15 protein-coding genes and 1 tRNA gene are annotated in these 18,711 nt (G+C 47.6%); 3 read left to right on the top strand and 13 right to left on the bottom strand.

The window, feature by feature from the left end; genetic code table 11:
* Positions 1–6: 6 nt before the first annotated feature.
* Positions 7–798, bottom strand: coding sequence for an ABC transporter permease (locus tag A1sIIB60_RS00770; RefSeq protein WP_095677009.1), 792 nt, complete (start codon positions 796–798; stop codon positions 7–9).
* On the bottom strand, positions 795–1,790 hold the full coding sequence (locus tag A1sIIB60_RS00765) for an ATP-binding cassette domain-containing protein (protein ID WP_095688818.1): 996 nt from the start codon (positions 1,788–1,790) through the stop codon (positions 795–797). The genes A1sIIB60_RS00770 and A1sIIB60_RS00765 overlap by 4 nt, the downstream gene beginning before the upstream one ends.
* A gap of 74 nt (positions 1,791–1,864) precedes the next feature.
* On the opposite strand from A1sIIB60_RS00765, the gene A1sIIB60_RS00760 reads away from it, so the two are divergent.
* Positions 1,865–3,082: an MFS transporter gene (locus A1sIIB60_RS00760; RefSeq protein WP_095688817.1), complete on the top strand. Its 1,218-nt coding sequence runs from the start codon at positions 1,865–1,867 to the stop codon at positions 3,080–3,082.
* A gap of 9 nt (positions 3,083–3,091) precedes the next feature.
* Here A1sIIB60_RS00760 and A1sIIB60_RS00755 read toward each other — a convergent pair whose 3' ends face one another.
* The 11 genes from A1sIIB60_RS00755 to mfd form a co-directional block, all read right to left on the bottom strand.
* Positions 3,092–3,844, bottom strand: coding sequence for a Bax inhibitor-1/YccA family protein (locus A1sIIB60_RS00755; protein WP_223298695.1), 753 nt, complete (start codon positions 3,842–3,844; stop codon positions 3,092–3,094).
* Between the two features lie 145 nt (positions 3,845–3,989).
* Positions 3,990–5,549: a hypothetical protein gene (locus A1sIIB60_RS00750; RefSeq protein ID WP_095688816.1), complete on the bottom strand. Its 1,560-nt coding sequence runs from the start codon at positions 5,547–5,549 to the stop codon at positions 3,990–3,992.
* 101 nt (positions 5,550–5,650) lie between these two features.
* Positions 5,651–5,726 (bottom strand) — tRNA-Leu (locus tag A1sIIB60_RS00745).
* Positions 5,727–5,736: 10 nt separating this feature from the next.
* The gene (locus tag A1sIIB60_RS00740; protein WP_095688815.1) at positions 5,737–6,447 is read right to left on the bottom strand and encodes a uracil-DNA glycosylase; all 711 of its coding nucleotides are present in this window, start codon (positions 6,445–6,447) and stop codon (positions 5,737–5,739) included.
* Positions 6,422–7,330 carry a Ppx/GppA phosphatase family protein gene (locus A1sIIB60_RS00735; RefSeq protein WP_095688814.1) on the bottom strand — a complete coding sequence of 303 codons (909 nt, stop codon included), beginning with the start codon at positions 7,328–7,330 and terminating at the stop codon, positions 6,422–6,424. Before A1sIIB60_RS00735 ends, A1sIIB60_RS00740 begins: the two co-directional genes overlap by 26 nt.
* Positions 7,321–7,812, bottom strand: a complete 492-nt coding sequence (locus tag A1sIIB60_RS00730) for a DUF501 domain-containing protein (protein ID WP_095670614.1) — start codon at positions 7,810–7,812, stop codon at positions 7,321–7,323. Before A1sIIB60_RS00730 ends, A1sIIB60_RS00735 begins: the two co-directional genes overlap by 10 nt.
* A 2-nt stretch (positions 7,813–7,814) precedes the next feature.
* Positions 7,815–8,255 carry an FtsB family cell division protein gene (locus tag A1sIIB60_RS00725; RefSeq protein WP_095688813.1) on the bottom strand — a complete coding sequence of 147 codons (441 nt, stop codon included), beginning with the start codon at positions 8,253–8,255 and terminating at the stop codon, positions 7,815–7,817.
* Between the two features lie 13 nt (positions 8,256–8,268).
* Positions 8,269–9,549, bottom strand: a complete 1,281-nt coding sequence (gene eno, locus A1sIIB60_RS00720; protein ID WP_095688812.1) for a phosphopyruvate hydratase — start codon at positions 9,547–9,549, stop codon at positions 8,269–8,271.
* Positions 9,550–9,611: 62 nt separating this feature from the next.
* Complete coding sequence (locus tag A1sIIB60_RS00715; protein WP_095670611.1) at positions 9,612–10,256, bottom strand: nucleoside triphosphate pyrophosphohydrolase; 645 nt, start codon at positions 10,254–10,256, stop codon at positions 9,612–9,614.
* A 20-nt stretch (positions 10,257–10,276) separates the two neighbouring features.
* Positions 10,277–10,882, bottom strand: a complete 606-nt coding sequence (locus A1sIIB60_RS00710) for a putative periplasmic lipoprotein (protein WP_095688811.1) — start codon at positions 10,880–10,882, stop codon at positions 10,277–10,279.
* Positions 10,879–14,364, bottom strand: a complete 3,486-nt coding sequence (gene mfd / locus A1sIIB60_RS00705; protein ID WP_095688810.1) for a transcription-repair coupling factor — start codon at positions 14,362–14,364, stop codon at positions 10,879–10,881. The genes A1sIIB60_RS00710 and mfd overlap by 4 nt, the downstream gene beginning before the upstream one ends.
* Positions 14,365–14,490: 126 nt before the next feature.
* Here mfd and ppc point away from each other — a divergent pair, with 126 nt between their 5' ends.
* Together ppc and A1sIIB60_RS00695 are read left to right on the top strand one after the other, a co-directional pair.
* Entirely contained in the window at positions 14,491–17,217 is a 2,727-nt protein-coding gene (ppc, locus tag A1sIIB60_RS00700) for a phosphoenolpyruvate carboxylase (protein ID WP_095688809.1), read from the top strand.
* An 86-nt stretch (positions 17,218–17,303) separates the two neighbouring features.
* Positions 17,304–18,539 carry a Glu/Leu/Phe/Val family dehydrogenase gene (locus A1sIIB60_RS00695; RefSeq protein WP_095688808.1) on the top strand — a complete coding sequence of 412 codons (1,236 nt, stop codon included), beginning with the start codon at positions 17,304–17,306 and terminating at the stop codon, positions 18,537–18,539.
* Positions 18,540–18,711 lie beyond the last annotated feature (172 nt).

Genomic DNA, 18,711 nt, shown 5'->3' with positions numbered 1-18,711 from the left:
CAGTTCTTAATCAGCAGCGCGCTTATATTTTCTTACGCTTATAGGAATAAATATCGCCATGATGATGATCATGTAGATAAATGAAGTTAGCAGCGGGTTCTCGCTTGGGAATGAGCCAGCGGTTGCACCGAACTGGTTTTCAAGGCCGAAGAGCTCGCGACAAGCCGCAACCATCGTTGAGACTGGGTTCCACTCCGCAAAGTACTGCAGCGCACGCGGCATTCCGGTTGTTGGCGCAAATGCATTTGATAAGAAGGTAAGCGGGAATGTCACAAGGAAGCTGACGTTCTGCACAACACGCGCATCAGATGCCGAAAGACCAACATAGATACCCACCCAAGAAAGTGCGTAACCAAAGAAGAGTAGGAATAAGAAACCAACGGCGACGTTTAACGCACCAGATGATGGACGCCATCCAACTAAGTAACCCGCGATACCCATAACTGCGAGAACCACGATGTTTAGTAGTGAATCTCCAAGTGTGCGGCCGATAACAAGCGCAGATTGTGAGATAGGTAGCGACCTAAAGCGATCGATCAAACCCTTCTTCATATCTTCAGCAAGGCCGGATGCGGTTCCCGCCAAGGTAAATGCCACGGTCTGCACGAAGATACCTGGCATCAAAAGTTGTACATATCCCCCAGGTTGACCTGTATCAATTGAACCGCCGAATACATAGCGGAAGAGAAGTACAAACATCACCGGCTGAATAGTTGAGAAGATTAAAACTTCTGGAACGCGAGTGAGCAAACGCAATTGACGTTGCGTAATGATTAGCGTGTCAGTTACAGCGCTCATTTCTTTGCCTTCTTTCTGCGTCCCTTGGTTTCAACTTCTTCTTCTTTCTTCTCCTCGGCAGCATGTCCGGTAAGTGAAAGGAAGACATCATCAAGCGATGGGCGCTTTAGGCTGACATCGAGCGGATGAATACCAGCAATATCTAGCGAACGAAGTGTTTCGATTAGCGCTGTTGCACCAGTTGATACTGGGGCAGAAATCATGCGCAGACCTTCATCGAGAGTTGCTTTGTTGCCGCTGATATTGGCTACAACTTCCATGGTCTTTGCGATGTTTTGGCTTTCGACAACGATCTCAAGGCGTTCGCCGCCAACCTGCTTCTTTAATACATCTGATGTACCGCGCGCGATTACTTTGCCGTGATCGATAACTGCGATTTCATCTGCAAGTTGATCTGCTTCTTCTAGATATTGAGTAGTCAAAAGCAATGTAACTCCACCTTTAACTAGCTCTTCAATAACGCTCCACATTTCCTGACGACCACGCGGATCAAGGCCCGTAGTTGGCTCATCTAGGAAGAGAACCTTTGGCTTAACGATTAGGGATGCCGCTAGGTCGAGGCGACGACGCATTCCACCGGAATAGGTTTTGATTGGGCGCTTTGCACTTTCAGTAAGTGAAAATCGCTCTAGCAACTCTTCAGCGCGAGCAACTGATGCTTTCTTACCCAAGTGATAGAGCTGACCGAACATAACTAAGTTATCCCAGCCAGTTAAAATCTCATCTACGGCTGCATATTGACCTGATAAACCAATTACTTCGCGCACTTTTTCAGGATGCTTGATTACATCGATACCACCGACCATCGCACGACCTGAATCAGGTCGTAACAGCGTTGCAAGAATGCGCACACATGTTGTCTTTCCTGCGCCGTTTGGACCAAGCACGCTCAACACAGTGCCTTCTTCAACATCAAGTGACAGGTGATCTAAGGCACGAACTGCCCCATTGCGATAAGTTTTAACTAAGTCTTCAGCGATAACAGATTTCACAGAGTAAACTTAGCGCAATCAACCCCAACTTTGAAACACTCTCGCTACGCCTGAAAGGCATACGGTAAAAACATTTGAACCTTTCGGCCCGATTCAAACGTTCTAATCCCTTTGCGGAATTTCCGAGAGAAGTCAGCGTTCTGGTCTTTTCTTCTTTCTTCGTGGCAGTTGGATTTGGGATTATCGCGCCAACAATTCCACTCTTTGCAAAGTCATTTGGCGTCAATAACGCTCAAGTGGGCTTGATTATCTCTTCTTTCGCATTTGCTCGATTCGCCAGTGGGCTATTTGCAGGAAAGTTAGTTGATAAATTCGGTGAAAGAATTGTTTACACAACAGGAATTGGCTTTGTGGCTATCTCTTCATTTGCTGCGGCATTCGCTCAAAATTACGAACAGCTGTTGAGTTTTCGAGCAGCCGGTGGCCTTGGTTCATCAATGTTCTCAGTTGCTGCTGGTTCAATCATGTTGCGTGCAACAGATGATTCAAGACGTGCCCGCGCACAATCTCTCTATAACTCAAGTTTTCTTGTTGGAATGATGGCAGGTCCGGTTATCGGTGGATTCTTAACCGCCTTCTCACTTCGCGCACCGCTACTCGTTTATGGCGTACTGCTCATCGTTTCTAGCGTTGCCGGTGGCTTCCTGCTTCGTAATTCAGTACTTGCTGCACGTCCAACAGAGAAGAGCGTTCAAGAGAAGACTTCTATTCGTGAAGCACTTTCCAGCAAGCCTTACCTAATTGCGCTAACCATCTCTTTCTGCAGCGCATCAGTGCTATTCGGTATGAGCCGCTCGATCTTGCCGCTATTTATGGTTGAAGAGATGAAATCAACGGCCGGATACCTCGGACTTGGTTTCACAATCTCATCTGTAATCCAAGGTTTACTACTAATTAAAGCTGGTGGACTTTCGGATTCCAGAGGTCGAAAGTTCTCTGCAATTATGGGCACATCGCTACTCGCTATTTCAGTGGTTGTTCTCGTCGGAACTGTTCAACCTTGGATGTTCTTGCTTTCAATGGTTATTGGTGCATTCGGCTCTATTTTCTTATCTTCAACCGCGGCAATCGTCGGCGATGTAATGAAGGGCAAAGGCGGACAAGTAATCGCACTCTTCCAGATGTCCGGTGATGCCGGTGCCATGGTTGCACCTATCGCACTTGGCTTTATCGCAGACCATTACGGATTTCGCCCTGCATTTGCAGTTAGCGCAGGACTAATGTTTATCGCACTATTTGCGGCAACAAAATTGCCCGAGACGCGGGCTTCGCATCTCGGGCAATCTAGTTAATCTATTTATTTAGTCACTATTACGAAGAATTGAGAGCAGTCTCAATACTTCTAGGTACAACCAAACGATTGTGACCATCAAGCCAAATGCCATGCGCCATGACTCTTCTTGAGGAGCGCCTGCAGCAATTGATTTTTCAATCTGATCGAAATCAAGAACTAGGAAGAATGTTGCAAGTGCAACAGCTGCTACTGCTACGAGCAGACCAGTTGCTCCACCTGGACGTCCTGTAAAGATTGTGATTAGTGAGAACACTAAGTAACCCATCAACGCACCAACCATGATGCGTGTGAACTTAGGAGTTACGCGGATCTTTCCGCTGCGGTATGCAACCAAGATTCCACCGAATGCACAAAGTGTTCCGATGACTGCTTGGCCAACGATGCCTGAATAAGCTTCGTTGTAGATACGGCTGATTGTTCCGAGTGCAAGTCCTTGCGCTGCTGCATAGGCAACGATTAGAGGTACACGAACTTTCTTGGAAAAAGTGTTAACCATTGCAAGAACAAAACCACCGAGGAAGCCAACAAGTGCAAGCCCTGGGCTGTTAGCGCCCCATGCAAATGCACCGACTGCAACCAACACTGCAAACAAAGTTGCGGTGCGCATTACGACATCGTCCATTGTCATACGACCGGTACGAAGTGATGATGCTGCTGGTGCTGCGTATGTTGCTTCGAGAGAATCGTTACTCAAACGAGTTGGATCCATTTGAGCAAAACCACGGTTCGAACGAGTTAGAACTGGATTTGAACTGCGCACTAATTTCCCTTTCTAGGAAATCCCGCCCCCTTCGGGGCGAGGTAGGTAGGACTATTTAAAACCACTTTCCTGAGAAATTCATTTCAAAGGGTAGGCCGCGCTCAAATTGAGCGTGCGAGCGGAGCTTGCTGAGCAACAGGAGACGCTAGGCGACCTTTTTGTAGCCAGACGGACACTTGGGGTTGGTGCCAGTCACCTTCTTGGTCGCCTTACCTTTTGCGCAAGTGATCGACTTTTTTGAAACTGGAGTTAAGACTTTAGCGGTAGGGCTAGGCATCGGCATAGCGTCGACAACTGAAACCTTAATTTTTGGAACCGAGAAGTGAAAACCTGCTGCACGGAAATAAACATAACCATTCAAGATCTGAAATGTGGTTGTTGCTACTTGTGAAGTTCCATCAGAATTCAAGATTTCGATTTTGGCACTGGTTTTTGCGAGATCTTTACCCCAAAGACATTTGGCAATATCTTCTCTTAAAACAAGATCGTAGACGCCTTTTTTCTTGTCACCATCAGAATCAAAACTTGGTGCTGCAACCGTGAATGAAAGTGAATCTGTAGCTGCATCCCACAGTGGCGCAGAAATTGAATAGACCGTCGCATTGGTGCTCACCTGACCTAAAATGCCTTTACTGAATTGCAGGCATCCATTCATCTGAGAGTAGATATCTGCACGAGATCCTGTTGAGTAAGAGACGGCGCTCCAGATTGATGATTCCCATTTTGCTTGTGTTGGGATCGCTTTTTCTAAACTGATCCAGTTGTTTATAGCCGTATTTGAATTGCTAAAAACTGAGTAAAGTTTGGATGAAAATTGATTTTGGGCTGATCCAGGCTTTAGATTTGGATAAGCATTAATCAGCGCATCAGAATATGGTTGATTAAACTCCGCTAGAACCGAACTTACTGACATTGAAGAGCCAACAAATGAGTACTCCGTGGGAGTCAGTTGCTGTATCTCACTATTTCGAATTCTGCTCTGAAACCATCCACTAAAAGTCGAGGCAAGATACTTAAGATCTAGCACAACTCGGAAAGTTACATCGCTCTTGAAATTGAATGAGTCAAAGCATGTTGTGAGCCAAACGCTACAATTATTTGGATTTGGAGCAGGATAAGTTTTTACTGGAATTATGGATAGAGATAATCTCCATGCCTTCGCGTTAGCACTTTGAGTCGTGCTCACGCCTTCAAGGATTGGCTGCAAGAGATATTCAGCTCCACCAAAATGTGGCGCTTTAGGAAAAGTAAAGACGCTTGAATCGGCTCCCGAGGGGAGTAAAGTTTTTTCATCTCCAGTCCAGTTCTTCGTCTGGTTTATAAATGATCCGGCAGGATACTTCGATTGATCAAATACTTTTGCGGCATAAGTTTTAGAAGATGTCGACGAGACCCAAGTTTTACCGCCGTCTATAGAAGCTTCAAATGACTTTACACAAGGATTAGTTAGATCAGCAGAACAATTGGGAAGTACTGCTGTGTAGTCAATTGAAGTTTTGTAATCAATAAATCCGCTAAATACAGGTTTGTAAAAACCTGAAGCATTTGCCTCAGAAAAAAGCAGTGCAAAATCGCTCTTTATCTGAAATTGAGTCAGCCCAACATTTGCAGCTCCGGATGGTTCACCAGCTAGTGCGGATGGAGTTAATCCAATTGCAACCATCAGCGCAGTCACGCTTGGAACGACAATTTTTCTCAGGAACATTCCTGAATATTAGCCATTCAAAATCAGATGCCAACCCCCACTCGCAATTGGAGGGGATTGGCAGAAGTACTTGAAAACCATTGTAAGAATCTGCGCACAGATGGTGCCCCGAGTGGGGGTCGAACCCACACTTGGAGGATTTTAAGTCCTCTGCCTCTGCCATTGGGCTATCGGGGCCATGCGAAGGTCAGAGTCTACTTGCCTTTTTAATAACCGAATCCAACATCTTCTCGGTCAATTTCCCTGTAAAAGTGTTCTGTTGGCTGGGATGGTAACTGCCGATGATGGTTCGCTTGATTCCATCTGGGCCAATAAATGTTTCCGTTACACCGTGACCAAACTTAGGTTTCGGCTTTGGAATCTCGCATCCAAGTTCTTGGAGAGTTGCAAGAAGTGTCGTCCAAGCAAGATTGCCAAGAGCTAAGAAGGATCTCGCGGTTGGCATCAGAAGTGCGATTTCATCTTTGTAGAAAGGTGCACAAGTGTTTTTCTCTTCGGTGGTTGGCTTGTTATCTGGTGGCGCACAGCGAACCGCGCAAAGAATGCGGGTATTTATTAACTGTTGGCCGTCATCTTTACTTTTACTTGTTGCGATCTTTGCTAAACCATTTTTGTGAAGAGATTTGTAAAGCCAATCGCCAGATGAATCACCAGAGAATACGCGCCCTGTGCGGTTAGCGCCGTGTGCACCTGGTGCAAGACCAAGGATGACTATTTGCGCATTAGAAGGACCGAAACCAGGGACCGGCTTTCCCCAATACTTCTCGTTTTCATAAGCTTTACGTTTTACAACGGCGACTTCTTCGCGCCATTGAACTAGGCGAGGACATTTCTTACATTTAACAATTGCTGAATCCAGCAGGTCGAGCGATTTATACAAGCGACCAAGCCATTCCATCGAGGATGTCAGATTCAGAAGCAACAAATTCAGCTGCACCTGTTGCGCGCATGATTCGTGAGAGAACGAGAGAACCCGCAGAGATAACGTCGACCCGGCCTGGGTGCATGTAACCAAGAGATTCACGTTGAGTGCGAGTCATCTTGATAAGCGTTTGTGAAACTTGGTGCACTTTCTCAGCAGGAATATGTGAAAGATGAATTGCATATCTGTCATATTCAGGCAGATCTAAGGCTGCGGCAGCAACGGTTGTTGCGGTGCCGGCTACTGCGATAAGAGTCTTGGCTTTAGTGATTGGAACTAACTTTGCAGCCTGGGCGATCGCTTCATCAATATCTTCGGTTGCTGCGGCTACTTGGCCAGGATCAGGTAGATCTCCAGTGAAGTGACGTTCTGACATACGCACGCAACCGATGTTTACGCTCTTTGCTGCTTCAACGCTTTCGGTGCCGAATACGAATTCAGTTGATCCGCCACCAATATCAACTACAAGGAATGGGCCGTCGGCTGCGGGTAGATCTTTAGTTGCGCCCATGAAAGAAAGGCGCGCTTCTTCATCGCCAGAGATAACTTCTGGGCGGATTCCTAATCGTTCGAAAACGCCTTCAATAAAGAGATCGCGGTTGGTGGCATCGCGAGTGGCGCTTGTTGCGCAGAAGCGAATCTTTTCAACACCGCGCTTTGCAATCTCTACAGCGTAAAGATCAACTGCAGCAAGTGTGCGAGCGATTGCATCTGGATGGAATTGACCTGTTTTATCAACGCCTTGTCCCAAGCGGACAACTTCCATAAGTCGTGTGACTTCTCGGAAGTTGGTGCCTTCAATATCTGCAATAAGTAAACGAATTGAGTTGGTGCCGCAATCGATGGCTGCTACTCGCATGGTTCGTCCTTCCACCATTCAGGTAACTTGGCTAGAGCTTCATCACCGAGTGGATTTACGCCAGGCCCTGCGGAAAGTGAATGTGCAACTAGTGAATGTAAACATTTAACGCGGTTGGGCATTCCGCCGGCAGAGATTCCTTCGACTTCAGGAACATCCATTTTTAGCGCTGCTCGTGCAGCTAGGTAATCATCATGTGCTGCGGCATATGCGCCGGCTAGTTCTGCATCAACGGCAAGGCGCTCGTTCATCTCTGCCATCAAACCAGTTGATTCGAGTGTGGAGATCGCACCTGTTAAACGTGGGCAGGTTGCGTAATAGAAAGTCGGGAATGGTTCGCCATGGCTAAGGCGCGGAGGTGTTTCAACAACTGCTGGATTGCCGCAAGGACAGCGGTAGGCAATGGCGTGTACATCGCGAGGTGTGCGTCCTAGTTGAAGTTCAATGCAATCTAAATCTTTCTGTGTTGCCTTATCGGTCATTGTTAAAGACCGGATTCAGTAACGGAGGCGATCAACTTGGTATACCAAGGTGCGCCTTCAGGGAGTTGAGAAACTACCTTTGTTGTATCAGGAAGGGTTGGATCGTCTTTGGTACCTGTGACGATGTATTGGCGTTCACCAGGCAAGACAAAGTGCAGACGTTCACGCGCTCGTGATTTAACGTAATCAGGATCTTTCCAAAGTTCTAACTCCGCGCGAGCAGCATCGAGTGCAGCGCGATCTGTGACTACTTGTGATTTAAGTGCGCTGATCTGTGCGCGCTGTGTGAAGTAATTCTTAATTGGTGGAGCAAGAGTCAGAGTAAAAACGAAGATGATTGCAATTAGTGCAAGTGGACGGGCGTTGCCACGTGATCTGCGGCGGTTAGATGAAAGACGGCGAGACGGACGACGTGAAGAGTAACTACGTCGCCCGCGTCGCATCTTTAAGCCTTAACTATCCCTTGAAACGTGGGAAGGCAGTGCGGCCTGCGTAAACAGCGCCTTCTGCGAGTTCTTCTTCAATGCGAAGAAGTTGGTTGTACTTAGCAACGCGCTCTGTGCGTGAAGGTGCACCTGTCTTGATCTGTCCGCAGTTTGTTGCAACAGCCAAGTCCGCGATGGTGACATCTTCTGTTTCACCTGAACGGTGCGACATCATGCTGCGGTAATTCGCGCGGTGCGCAAGATCAACGGCATCAAGAGTTTCGGTAAGCGTTCCGATCTGATTTACCTTAACTAGAAGAGCGTTTGCGGTATCGGTTTCGATTCCCTTTGCAAGGCGGATTGGATTAGTTACGAATAGGTCATCGCCAACGATCTGGATCTTTGAACCGAGTGATGAAGTCATTGACTTCCAACCAGCCCAATCTTCCTCGTTTAGTGGATCTTCGATTGAAACGATTGGGTAAGCAGCCACTAGTTCTGCGTAGTAAGCGATCATTTCATCTGACGAGCGAAGTGAACCTTCGAACTTGTACTTGCCGTTGTCGTGGAATTCAGTTGCAGCAACGTCCATCGCAAGTGCGATTTCTTTACCTGGCTTAAATCCTGCAGCTTCAATCGCTTCAAGGATCAAATCAAGTGCCGCGCGATTGCTTTCGAGGTTTGGAGCAAAGCCACCTTCATCACCAACAGATGTAGCAAGTCCGCGCTTCTTTAGAACTGACTTAAGTGCGTGATAGATCTCTGCGCCCCAGCGAAGTGATTCGCGGAAAGTTTCGGCACCAATTGGCGCGATCATAAATTCTTGGATATCAACGTTGGTATCAGCATGTGCGCCACCGTTGAGAATGTTCATCATTGGAACCGGTAGAACGTGGGCATTTGGTCCACCGACGTAACGGAAGAGTGAAAGGTCTGCTGATTCTGCAGATGCCTTAGCAACGGCAAGCGAAACGCCAAGAATTGAATTTGCACCAAGGCGTGATTTATTTGGTGTGCCATCAAGCTTGATCATCTCGTTATCGATTAAGCGCTGATCTTGCGCGTCAAAGCCTTCAATTGCAGGTGCGATTTCGTTATTTACAAAGTCAATTGCCTTAAGAACGCCCTTACCTAGGTAACGCTTCTTATCGCCATCGCGGAGTTCTGATGCTTCGAATGCGCCAGTTGATGCACCGCTTGGAACTGCAGCGCGTGCCTGTGTGCCATCTTCGAGTTCGATTTCTACTTCAACGGTTGGGTTTCCGCGAGAATCAAGAATTTCACGTGCGCCGATTGCTTCGATAATTGCCATTGGGTGTCTCCTAAGAATTACTAGTGATGAGCACGCTCAGCGCTGAACGGTATAGGGCAATACTACCGCGACTCAGTAGCCTTAATTTGCTCGGCAATTTGGCGCCCATATAGGCGCAGCGCGTTTTCTGGGTCAATTTCGTTATCGCGCGCCCATGCAATTATTGAAGCTAGCGCCTCGCCCACGCTTTCATTTGTCGCGGGCTGATCACTTTCATATTTCTTTAGCGCAACTGGAACTTTATATTTTTCGGCGCGATAGAGAAGTTTCTCAACAAGTGGCAGCGCTGGCTGTGCAAGTGCGACGCCATCAAGGGCTGATGTCCGGCCCTTTTCTTTTGCCTTGATCTCTTCCCAGTTATCGATGATTTCGTCTGTGCCAGATACTTCTAAACCTTCAAATACATGAGGGTGGCGGCGAATCAACTTATCTGCGATTGCGCGCGCTACATCTTCAATTGAAAATGGATCTGTTGGATGATCTTCGGCAATACGTGAGTGGAAATAAACTTGTAGTAAAACATCGCCGAGTTCTTCACGCATACCTTCGCGGTCTTTTGCATCAACAGAATCGATAAATTCGTATGACTCTTCAAGTAAGTATTTAACGAGTGACTCGTGGGTTTGTTCTGCATCCCAAGGGCAACCGCCCGGAGAACGCAACCGATCCATTACCTCAACGAGGCGTTGAAGTTCTGAGCCGGCCATCAAACTAACTCGCTTTGCTGTTATTCAGCAGATGGAGTTACGGCGCCGCCAGTTACATCAGCTGCGACAACATCGCCTGCTTCGGTATCCCAGAAGCCGTAGCGTGGATTTATCTTGACGCCGAGTTCTTTCGCTTTTGCAGAAAGTAGTTTGCCTAGTTGTGTTGCAACATCGGCTTCGGCAACGCCAGATTGTGCAAGCGCTGAAGTGATGCGCTCAGAGATAAGGATTGCGCGGACATAGGTATCAAAATCTTGTGGTGCAATCGCAGCGTTAACTAAGTTCTTTGGAAGTTCAGCATCGCCACCGAGAGATTGAGAGATCTGCTGCTTACGAGCTACAACTTGGCTTGAAGTAATCTCAAGATCTAACTCTTTAGCGATCTCATCAAAGGTGTGCATCAAAATTTTAAAGCGAAGCTGGCCGCGGTTTAGCTCATCGCCAGTTTCGAGCTGCATCTGTGATGTATCAACTTTTTTGCGCTCTGCCATCACTGCATCAATGCTGCTCTGTAGTTCAGTTTGGGTAATTTTAAAGTCGCCAACTGTTGCTGCTTCGTTGGACTGTGAGCAGCCGGTAAGGAGCAACCCTGTTGCGATTGTTAGGGCTACAAGGATCTTCTTCACGTGGTGCTCGCTTTCGTTAGCTGGTTGACGACCTCAGTAACCCAGGTCAGGAGAGAAGTATCCACTATTTCAGCAGTGGGATTAGACGGGTTCCATGCAGGGTTTTTCGGCAAAGTGACCAGCGCTGTATTCGTTGGGCCCTTATATATAGACCCTGGATACAACCGTGCAAGTCGTAATTGACGTGATTCAGGCAAGGAAATAGGTGAGAGGCGTAGGAATTTTCCAGTGGCTACTACTTCGCGGATTCCTTGTGATTTAGCTAGCGCACGTAATTGTGCAACTGCAAGTAAAGCTACGGCTTCTTCAGGGAGTTCGCCGAATCTATCGAGCAACTCTTCACGAATTGATTGCACATCTTCAGGTTTAGCAACATCTGCTAAACGGCGATAGAGATCAAGTCGTAAACGCTCTCCTGGTACATAACTTTCAGCCAGGTGCGCGTTAACCGGAAGTTCAACTTTACATTCGTGGCTTTCTTCTTCCTTATCAATAATGCCTGTCTTGTAATCATTAACTGCCTCACCGACCATGCGCATATATAAATCAAATCCAACGTCGGCAATGTGTCCTGATTGCTCACCGCCCAGTAAGTTACCGGCGCCGCGAATTTCCAGATCCTTAAGTGCAACGCGCATACCTGCACCTAAGTCAGTATTCGTCGCAATTGTTTTCAAGCGATCTAGCGCAACCTCGGTCAGTGGTTGATCTTGCGGATATAAGAAATAGGCATATGCGCGATCGCGTCCGCGACCAACACGACCACGCAATTGATGCAGTTGTGAGAGCCCAAAGTTTTCGGCGCGCTCCACAATTAAAGTATTGGCATTTGCAATATCTAGCCCGCTTTCCACAATCGTGGTGCAGACAAGTACATCGAAGTCGCGGTTCCAGAATCCCAGGATTACATCTTCAAGTGAACCTTCGGACATCTGCCCATGTGCGATGCGAATACGCGCCTCTGGAACTAACTCTTGGATCTTTGCGGCTGCGCGATCGATAGATTCAACTCGGTTATGAATGTAGAAGATCTGACCATCGCGTAATAGTTCGCGGTGAATTGCTGCGCGAATCTGCGCATCTTCACTTGGTCCAACATAGGTAAGAATTGGGTGGCGCTCTTCAGGTGGCGTTGTAATCGTGGACATCTCGCGAATACCTGTAACCGCCATTTCAAGCGTGCGCGGAATAGGCGTTGCCGACATCGCTAAAACATCTACAGTTGTGCGCATCTTCTTAAGAGATTCTTTCTGCTCAACGCCAAAGCGTTGCTCTTCATCGACAATAACGAGCCCCAGATCCTTAAAGATCACATCTTGCGAAAGCAAGCGATGGGTGCCGATAACAACATCGACGCTACCGGCTGCCAATTCCGCGAGGATTTCTTTCGATTCTTTAGCGGTGTTAAAGCGTGACATTCCGGCGACGCGAATTGGGAAACCTGAATATCGCTCTGCGAAAGTCTTGGCGTGCTGCTGCACAAGTAAAGTTGTTGGAACAAGAACAGCGACCTGCTTACCATCTTGCACCGCTTTAAAAGCTGCGCGGATTGCGATCTCAGTCTTTCCATAACCAACATCGCCGCAGATGATGCGATCCATTGGGTAAGGCTTCTCCATATCGCGCTTTACTTCTTCGATAGTCGAAAGTTGATCTGGCGTTTCGATGTAAGAGAAGGCATCTTCTAACTCGCGCTGCCAAGGCGTATCAGCAGAGAATGCATAACCAGGTGAGGAAGTACGTGCGGCATATAAACGAATTAGCTCGCCAGCGATCTGTTTAACCGCCTTGCGTGCACGACCCTTTGCTTTCTGCCATTCGCCGCTGCCGATGCGGTGCACTGCAGGTGCTTCACCGCCAACGTATTTGGAAACTTGTTCCAAAGTATCTGTTGGAACAAAGATGCGATCTCCGGGTTGGCCGCGTTTAGCGGGTGCGTATTCAATAACTAAGTACTCGCGAGTGACACCATTGATGGTGCGCTGCACCATCTCGACATAACGACCTATGCCGTGTTGCTCATGCACCACAAAATCTCCAGCGCGTAGTTCTAGCGGATCAACAGCTTGTTTACGTTTTGAAGGCATACGTACGCCATCTTTTGCCGATGCCTTACTTCCAGTTAAATCACGTTCGGTCATAAATAGAATTCGCGATTCAAGGGAAGAGAATCCATGAGCAATGGATGATTGCGTTATATGAATCGTTGCCTTAGTTGGGATTGCTTTTAGCTCTGGCGTAATGAAGACCGGCAGATCGGCATCGCGGAAGATGCCGGCATAGCGTTCAGCCATTCCTTGGCCAGCAGTTGAGAAGATAATTGAAAATCCTTGGCTTACCGCTTCCTGCATTGCGGCAACTGCGCGATCGGCATCTCCTCGTAGCGGATCGATGGCGCTGAAATCTAAGAAGGTGGCTTCGGTATCTAAATCCGTGCCAAATGGATTAAGGGCGCGTTGCTTTAAACCGCAACGAACTACTTCTTCATTTAGTGCATCCCATGAAAGATAGGTCGCATCAGTAACGGGTAAGGGTGCAACAGCGCCGAGTGCGGCGTGGGACCAGGCTGCCTCAAAGAACTCTTCATTTGTGGCAAGTAAATCCATGGTGCGCATACGAATTCGCTCGTCATCAATGAATACAACTTCACTGCCTACTGGAATTCTTTGAAAAATTGTCTCCGTTTCATTGATGAGAATGGGAATTAGCGATTCCATTCCTTCGGAAATGATGCCTTGCGCCATGCGATCGAGAATTTCTAGCGCTGCCGGGTACTTATCCTTCGCCTTCTCTGCGCGAAAACGAATTTCTTCACTTAGCAAAAGTTCGCGGCACGGCAGAATTGAAAGCTTTCCAACAACTGGGCTGGTGGTTCTCTGCGATGAAACCTCGAAATAACTTAACTCTTCGATCTCATCGCCAAAGAAGTCAATGCGTATCGGATGTTCCGATAGCGGTAAGAAGAGATCAACGATTCCACCGCGCACGGCAAACTCACCACGCTTTTCAACTAAGTCGGTGCGGGTATATGCCAACTGTGTTAAATGCTCCACCAACGAAGTTAGATCTACTTCGCCGCCTATTTCTAAAGTTTGCAGAGGCGATGTTGCTAAATTGGCGATGAATCTATGTATAACTGCGCGAATCGGTGCAACAACTATTGGGCTCTCTAAATCTTTTCTCGCAAGCGTTGATAGCGTCGCCAACCTCCTGGCAACAGTGTCACTGCGCGGGCTTAAGCGCTCGTGAGGCAGAGTTTCCCAGGCCGGAAATTCAAGAACGTTCTGATGTAACTCTCGGAGTTCGCTCGCTAAATCCTCAGCGCCACGACTTGAGCTAGTGATTACAAGTAGCGGTTTACTCTGTGCACGTAGCGCAAGCAAAAATGGATAGGTCGGAGCTGGTGAAATTATCTTTTGCGCACCGTCGATACAGGATGCAACGGCAGTATCTGCCCCAAGCATCTGCACTAATGCACGCATTTGATCAACCCTTTCCAATATGTGAGAAAACGCCGTAAGGCCCCGTTCCCAAAAGGGAGGGGGCTGAATGCCTTAAGTCTAACGCGCATAATCGCGTATCAAACTCATGAGTATTCCTGAGAGGATATGCCCGTGACACAGAGCCCCGCTAACGCCAACAACATCGCAAGCGATGATGCGATTTTGCGTAGCGATGTGCGAAAGCTTGGCGATCTACTAGGTCAATCACTTGTTCGCCAAGAAGGACAAGAACTTCTCGACCTCGTTGAATCTGTACGTAAAGCGGTCCGCGAAGGTGGCGGTATTGAACTGCTAGAAAAACTCTCTGTCGAAGATTCCGTGCAATTGGTGCGCGCCTTTAGTACTTACTTCCATTTAGCAAATGTCGCAGAACAAGTTCACCGCGCACGTGTTCTTGCGCAATCTCGTGCAGTAGGTGGCTCTTGGCTAAGTCGCGCGATCGATAAAATTGAAGAGGCTTATAAAGCACAAACTCCGGGCCATTCCTTTACTCAGGCAGATTTAGAACAATGGGTTAGCGAACTTATGGTTCGCCCCGTATTTACCGCACACCCAACCGAAGCTGCGCGTCGTTCGATCCTCAATAAACTTGGTGAAGTAGCAAAGTTGTTAGACCAAGATTTAAATCCGCGCCAGAACGAGCGCTTGGCAGAAACTGTAGATCTCCTTTGGCAGACCGATGAACTTCGCCTTAATCGCCCAGAACCACTTGATGAAGCGATGAACGCTCTTTATTACCTAGATGATCTTGCTTTGAATACCGTTCCAGAAGTTTTAAATGATTTTGCACGCGAGCTAACGCGTCTTGATATCAATCTTCCAGTATCTGCCCGCCCACTTACCTTCGGCACCTGGATCGGTGGCGATCGTGACGGTAATCCAAATATCACTGCGCAAGTAACTGAAGATGCAATTGCGCTGCAGGTTGCTCATGCGATCCGCACCACGATTTCGGCTATGGATGAGCTGCGCCAGATGCTCTCTATTTCAACTCGCATCGTTGGCACAACCCCTGAATTACAAGCTTCTATTGAAAAAGATTTAAAGAATATTCCAGAGTTTGAGCCACGTTTCTTGCGCTTAAATCAACAAGAGCCATATCGCTTGAAGGCCACAGCGATCGTTCATCGTTTGGTCTTTACGCGCACTCGCCATGCTTCACAGGCTCCACACGTTCCAGGGCGCGACTATGCGAACTCTGCAGAACTAATTGCAGATTTAACTTTGATGCGCGATTCATTGGCTGCCCATCGTGGCGAGCTAATCGCAACCGGCTTTCTAGAGCGCACAATCCGCAGTATCGCCGCCTTCGGACTTACCCATGCAACTCTCGATGTGCGCGAACATTCAGATGCCCACCACGGCCTTCTAAAGCAAGTCATGCCTGCTGGCTACATTGACCTGTCACATGACGAAAAGTTTCCGCTGCTCATTTCAGAGTTAGGTAAGAAGAGTTTGCTTGATCTATCAACGCTAGACGCAGCCGGTAAGAAGACTTTCGATACCTTTAAAGCAATTGATGATCTGATTGCAAGATTCGGTCCTGAAGTCATCGAGACTTACATCATCTCAATGACAAAGGGTGCAGATGATCTAGTTGCTGCAGCAGTTATCGGCAAGGCTGCCGGGCTAGTTGATCTCGACAAGAAGGTCGCCAAGATCGGTTTTGCACCACTTCTTGAAACAGTTGCCGAACTTCGTGCTGCCGGTGAAATCCTAGAAAAACTTCTTTCTGATCCTACTTATCGCGCACTTGTTGCACTGCGTGATGATGTACAAGAAGTGATGTTGGGATATTCAGATTCAAATAAAGATGCAGGTATTGCAACAAGCCAGTGGGAGATCCACCGTGCACAACGCGCGCTCCGTGATGTCGCTATGAAGTACGGCGTAAAACTTCGTTTATTCCATGGTCGCGGTGGTTCTGTCGGCCGTGGTGGCGGACCTACTTACGATGCGTTGGTTGCACTTCCATGGGGATCAGTTGATGGTCAGATCAAGATGACCGAACAAGGCGAGGTTATTAGCGACAAGTACGCACTTCCAGCACTTGCTCGCGAGAATGTTGAGTTAACACTTGCCGCATCTCTTGAAGCAACGATTCTTAATCGCGCGGCCCGTCAAAGCCCAACTGATTTAGCCCAGTGGAATGAATGCATGAATTTGATTAGCGATAACTCATTTGCGCGCTACCGAAAGTTGATTGATCATCCAGATCTTCCTGCCTACTTCTATGCCTCAACACCGGTAGAACAACTTGGAAATCTCTTCTTAGGTTCACGTCCATCGCGTCGCCCAGATGCTGCAGGCGGGCTCGATTCACTCCGTGCAATTCCGTGGGTATTTGGTTGGACCCAATCACGTCAGATCGTGCCAGGTTGGTTCGGAGTTGGTACTGGGCTTAAGGCTGCGCGCGAGGCAGGTAAGACAGATGTCTTGAAGAAGATGCTTAAGGAATGGCACTTCTTCCATACCTTTATTAGCAACGTGGAGATGACTTTAGCGAAGACAGATTTAGTAACTGCAAAGCGTTATGTGGAAACTCTGGTTCCGGCCGAGCTTCACCACTTCCTCGAAACAATTACTGAGGAATTTGAGTTAACAGTAAAAGAGATCCTCGCTCTGACTGAGAAAGAGACGCTGCTGGGAGATCAACCAATTTTGGCTCGTACCTTGCAGGTGCGCGATGCATATCTTTCTCCACTGCATCTACTTCAAGTAAACCTCTTGCACCGTGTGCGCACTGCTGGAGAATCATCTGATGCCATGTTGATTCGTGCGCTTTTGCTTACAATTAACGGCGTCGCAGCAGGCCTTCGGAATACAGGCTGACCAAATGTTCGCGTTTACCTGGATTTCACCAAGAATATGGGTAATTTTCCTTATCTAAGATTTCATTGTTCCATACTGTTTACAACATGACACATTCTGGATCTTCAGCGTTTGATGAAGTAAACGAAAAAGTTGCACAGGCTGGTGAATTACTAAAAATCAAACCTGGCGTAATAAAGGCCCTTAGCAGTTGCGAACGTGAAGTTGTTATCTCTATTCCGCTGAGACGTGATGGTGAAGTGGATGTGCTAACCGGTTATCGAGTTCAACACAACAGCGCACGTGGACCTCGTAAAGGTGGCATTAGATTCCACCAAGATGTTGATCTTGATGAGGTTCGCGCACTCGCATCCTTGATGACTTGGAAAACCGCCCTGATTGACGTCCCATTCGGTGGCGCAAAAGGTGGCGTCGCTGTTGATGCTTCTAAGTTAACGCCAATTCAAAAAGAAGAAATTATTCGCCGTTGGACCAGATCGCTTGTGCACGTTTTGGGACATCATCGGGATATTCCAGCGCCCGATATGGGGACTGATTCGCGCACCATGGCATGGTTGATGGATGAATTTCATCGCCTGGAAGGATTTCAACCAGCATGCGTAACTGGCAAGCCGGTAGAACTCTTCGGCGCACATGGCCGTGAAGAAGCAACTGGACGTGGAGTTGCACAAATTACTGCTGCAACCTTAGAGAAACACGATGCAAAAGTTAAAGGTGCAACAGTTGCCATACAAGGGTTTGGAAACGTTGGCAGATATGCGGCGCTGGTATGCCAAGAACTTGGCATGAAAGTGATTGCAATCTCAGATGTAACAGGTGGAATTAAAGATAAGAGCGGTATTGATATCAAAGAGATTTTCGGGCATAAGACTCTTGAAACCGTAGAAGGCTACGAGAGAATTACTTCAGATGAAGTATTGGAAATAAACTGTGAAGTATTGATTCCTGCAGCGCTCGGCGGTGTAATAAATGAGACCAATTGCGGAAAGATCAATGCAGATTTCATAGTTGAAGGTGCCAATCAACCGTTAACAATTACAGCCGACCGCGAACTTCGTGCAGCTGGAGTAGTGATAGTTCCAGATATATTGGCCAACTCTGGAGGTGTAATGGGTTCATACTTTGAATGGACCCAAAATATTCAAGAATTTAGCTGGCCCCTAGAAAAATTTCGTCGCGAACTTGATCTGCGCATGGATAAAGCGTTTGGAAATGTACATAAAGTTTCCAAACAATACTCAGTGGATTTACGGACAGCAGCAATGGTGGTTGCCGTTGACCGTGTTGCTGAGGCCTTTGACATGAGAGGTTCTCTAGTTTGATTTCAGTTAAAGCGTGGCCGCGGTGCTGGTTTTCACCACGAATACCTTCTAATTTATGAAGCTATTGTCTTGAATATTGTATTTGTTATATCTTCAAAGGTGGCTACCCAGGAATAACCGCATTCCCCGCATAGCGTCATTGGACCGAAATCGTCATTGCTCACTATTTCCA

Origin of the sequence: Candidatus Planktophila lacus, from assembly GCF_002288385.1 — a bacterium.
Taxonomy (GTDB): Bacteria; Actinomycetota; Actinomycetes; order Nanopelagicales; family Nanopelagicaceae; genus Planktophila; species Planktophila lacus_D.
Note: the sequence above shows the minus strand (reverse complement) of the source record. Positions and strands in the feature narration are given on the sequence as shown.

What these genes read in the sequence shown, in the direction of transcription:
- A1sIIB60_RS00770 (WP_095677009.1), bottom strand. Translation starts at nt 798, where the DNA reads ATGAGCGCTGTAACTGACACGCTAATCATTACGCAACGTCAATTGCGT.
- A1sIIB60_RS00750 (WP_095688816.1), bottom strand. Translation starts at nt 5,549, where the DNA reads ATGTTCCTGAGAAAAATTGTCGTTCCAAGCGTGACTGCGCTGATGGTT.
- A1sIIB60_RS00740 (WP_095688815.1), bottom strand. Translation starts at nt 6,447, where the DNA reads ATGGAATGGCTTGGTCGCTTGTATAAATCGCTCGACCTGCTGGATTCA.
- A1sIIB60_RS00735 (WP_095688814.1), bottom strand. Translation starts at nt 7,330, where the DNA reads ATGCGAGTAGCAGCCATCGATTGCGGCACCAACTCAATTCGTTTACTT.
- A1sIIB60_RS00730 (WP_095670614.1), bottom strand. Translation starts at nt 7,812, where the DNA reads ATGACCGATAAGGCAACACAGAAAGATTTAGATTGCATTGAACTTCAA.
- A1sIIB60_RS00725 (WP_095688813.1), bottom strand. Translation starts at nt 8,255, where the DNA reads ATGCGACGCGGGCGACGTAGTTACTCTTCACGTCGTCCGTCTCGCCGT.
- eno (WP_095688812.1), bottom strand. Translation starts at nt 9,549, where the DNA reads ATGGCAATTATCGAAGCAATCGGCGCACGTGAAATTCTTGATTCTCGC.
- A1sIIB60_RS00715 (WP_095670611.1), bottom strand. Translation starts at nt 10,256, where the DNA reads ATGGCCGGCTCAGAACTTCAACGCCTCGTTGAGGTAATGGATCGGTTG.
- mfd (WP_095688810.1), bottom strand. Translation starts at nt 14,364, where the DNA reads ATGCGTGCATTAGTGCAGATGCTTGGGGCAGATACTGCCGTTGCATCC.
- ppc (WP_095688809.1), top strand. Translation starts at nt 14,491, where the DNA reads ATGCCCGTGACACAGAGCCCCGCTAACGCCAACAACATCGCAAGCGAT.
- A1sIIB60_RS00695 (WP_095688808.1), top strand. Translation starts at nt 17,304, where the DNA reads ATGACACATTCTGGATCTTCAGCGTTTGATGAAGTAAACGAAAAAGTT.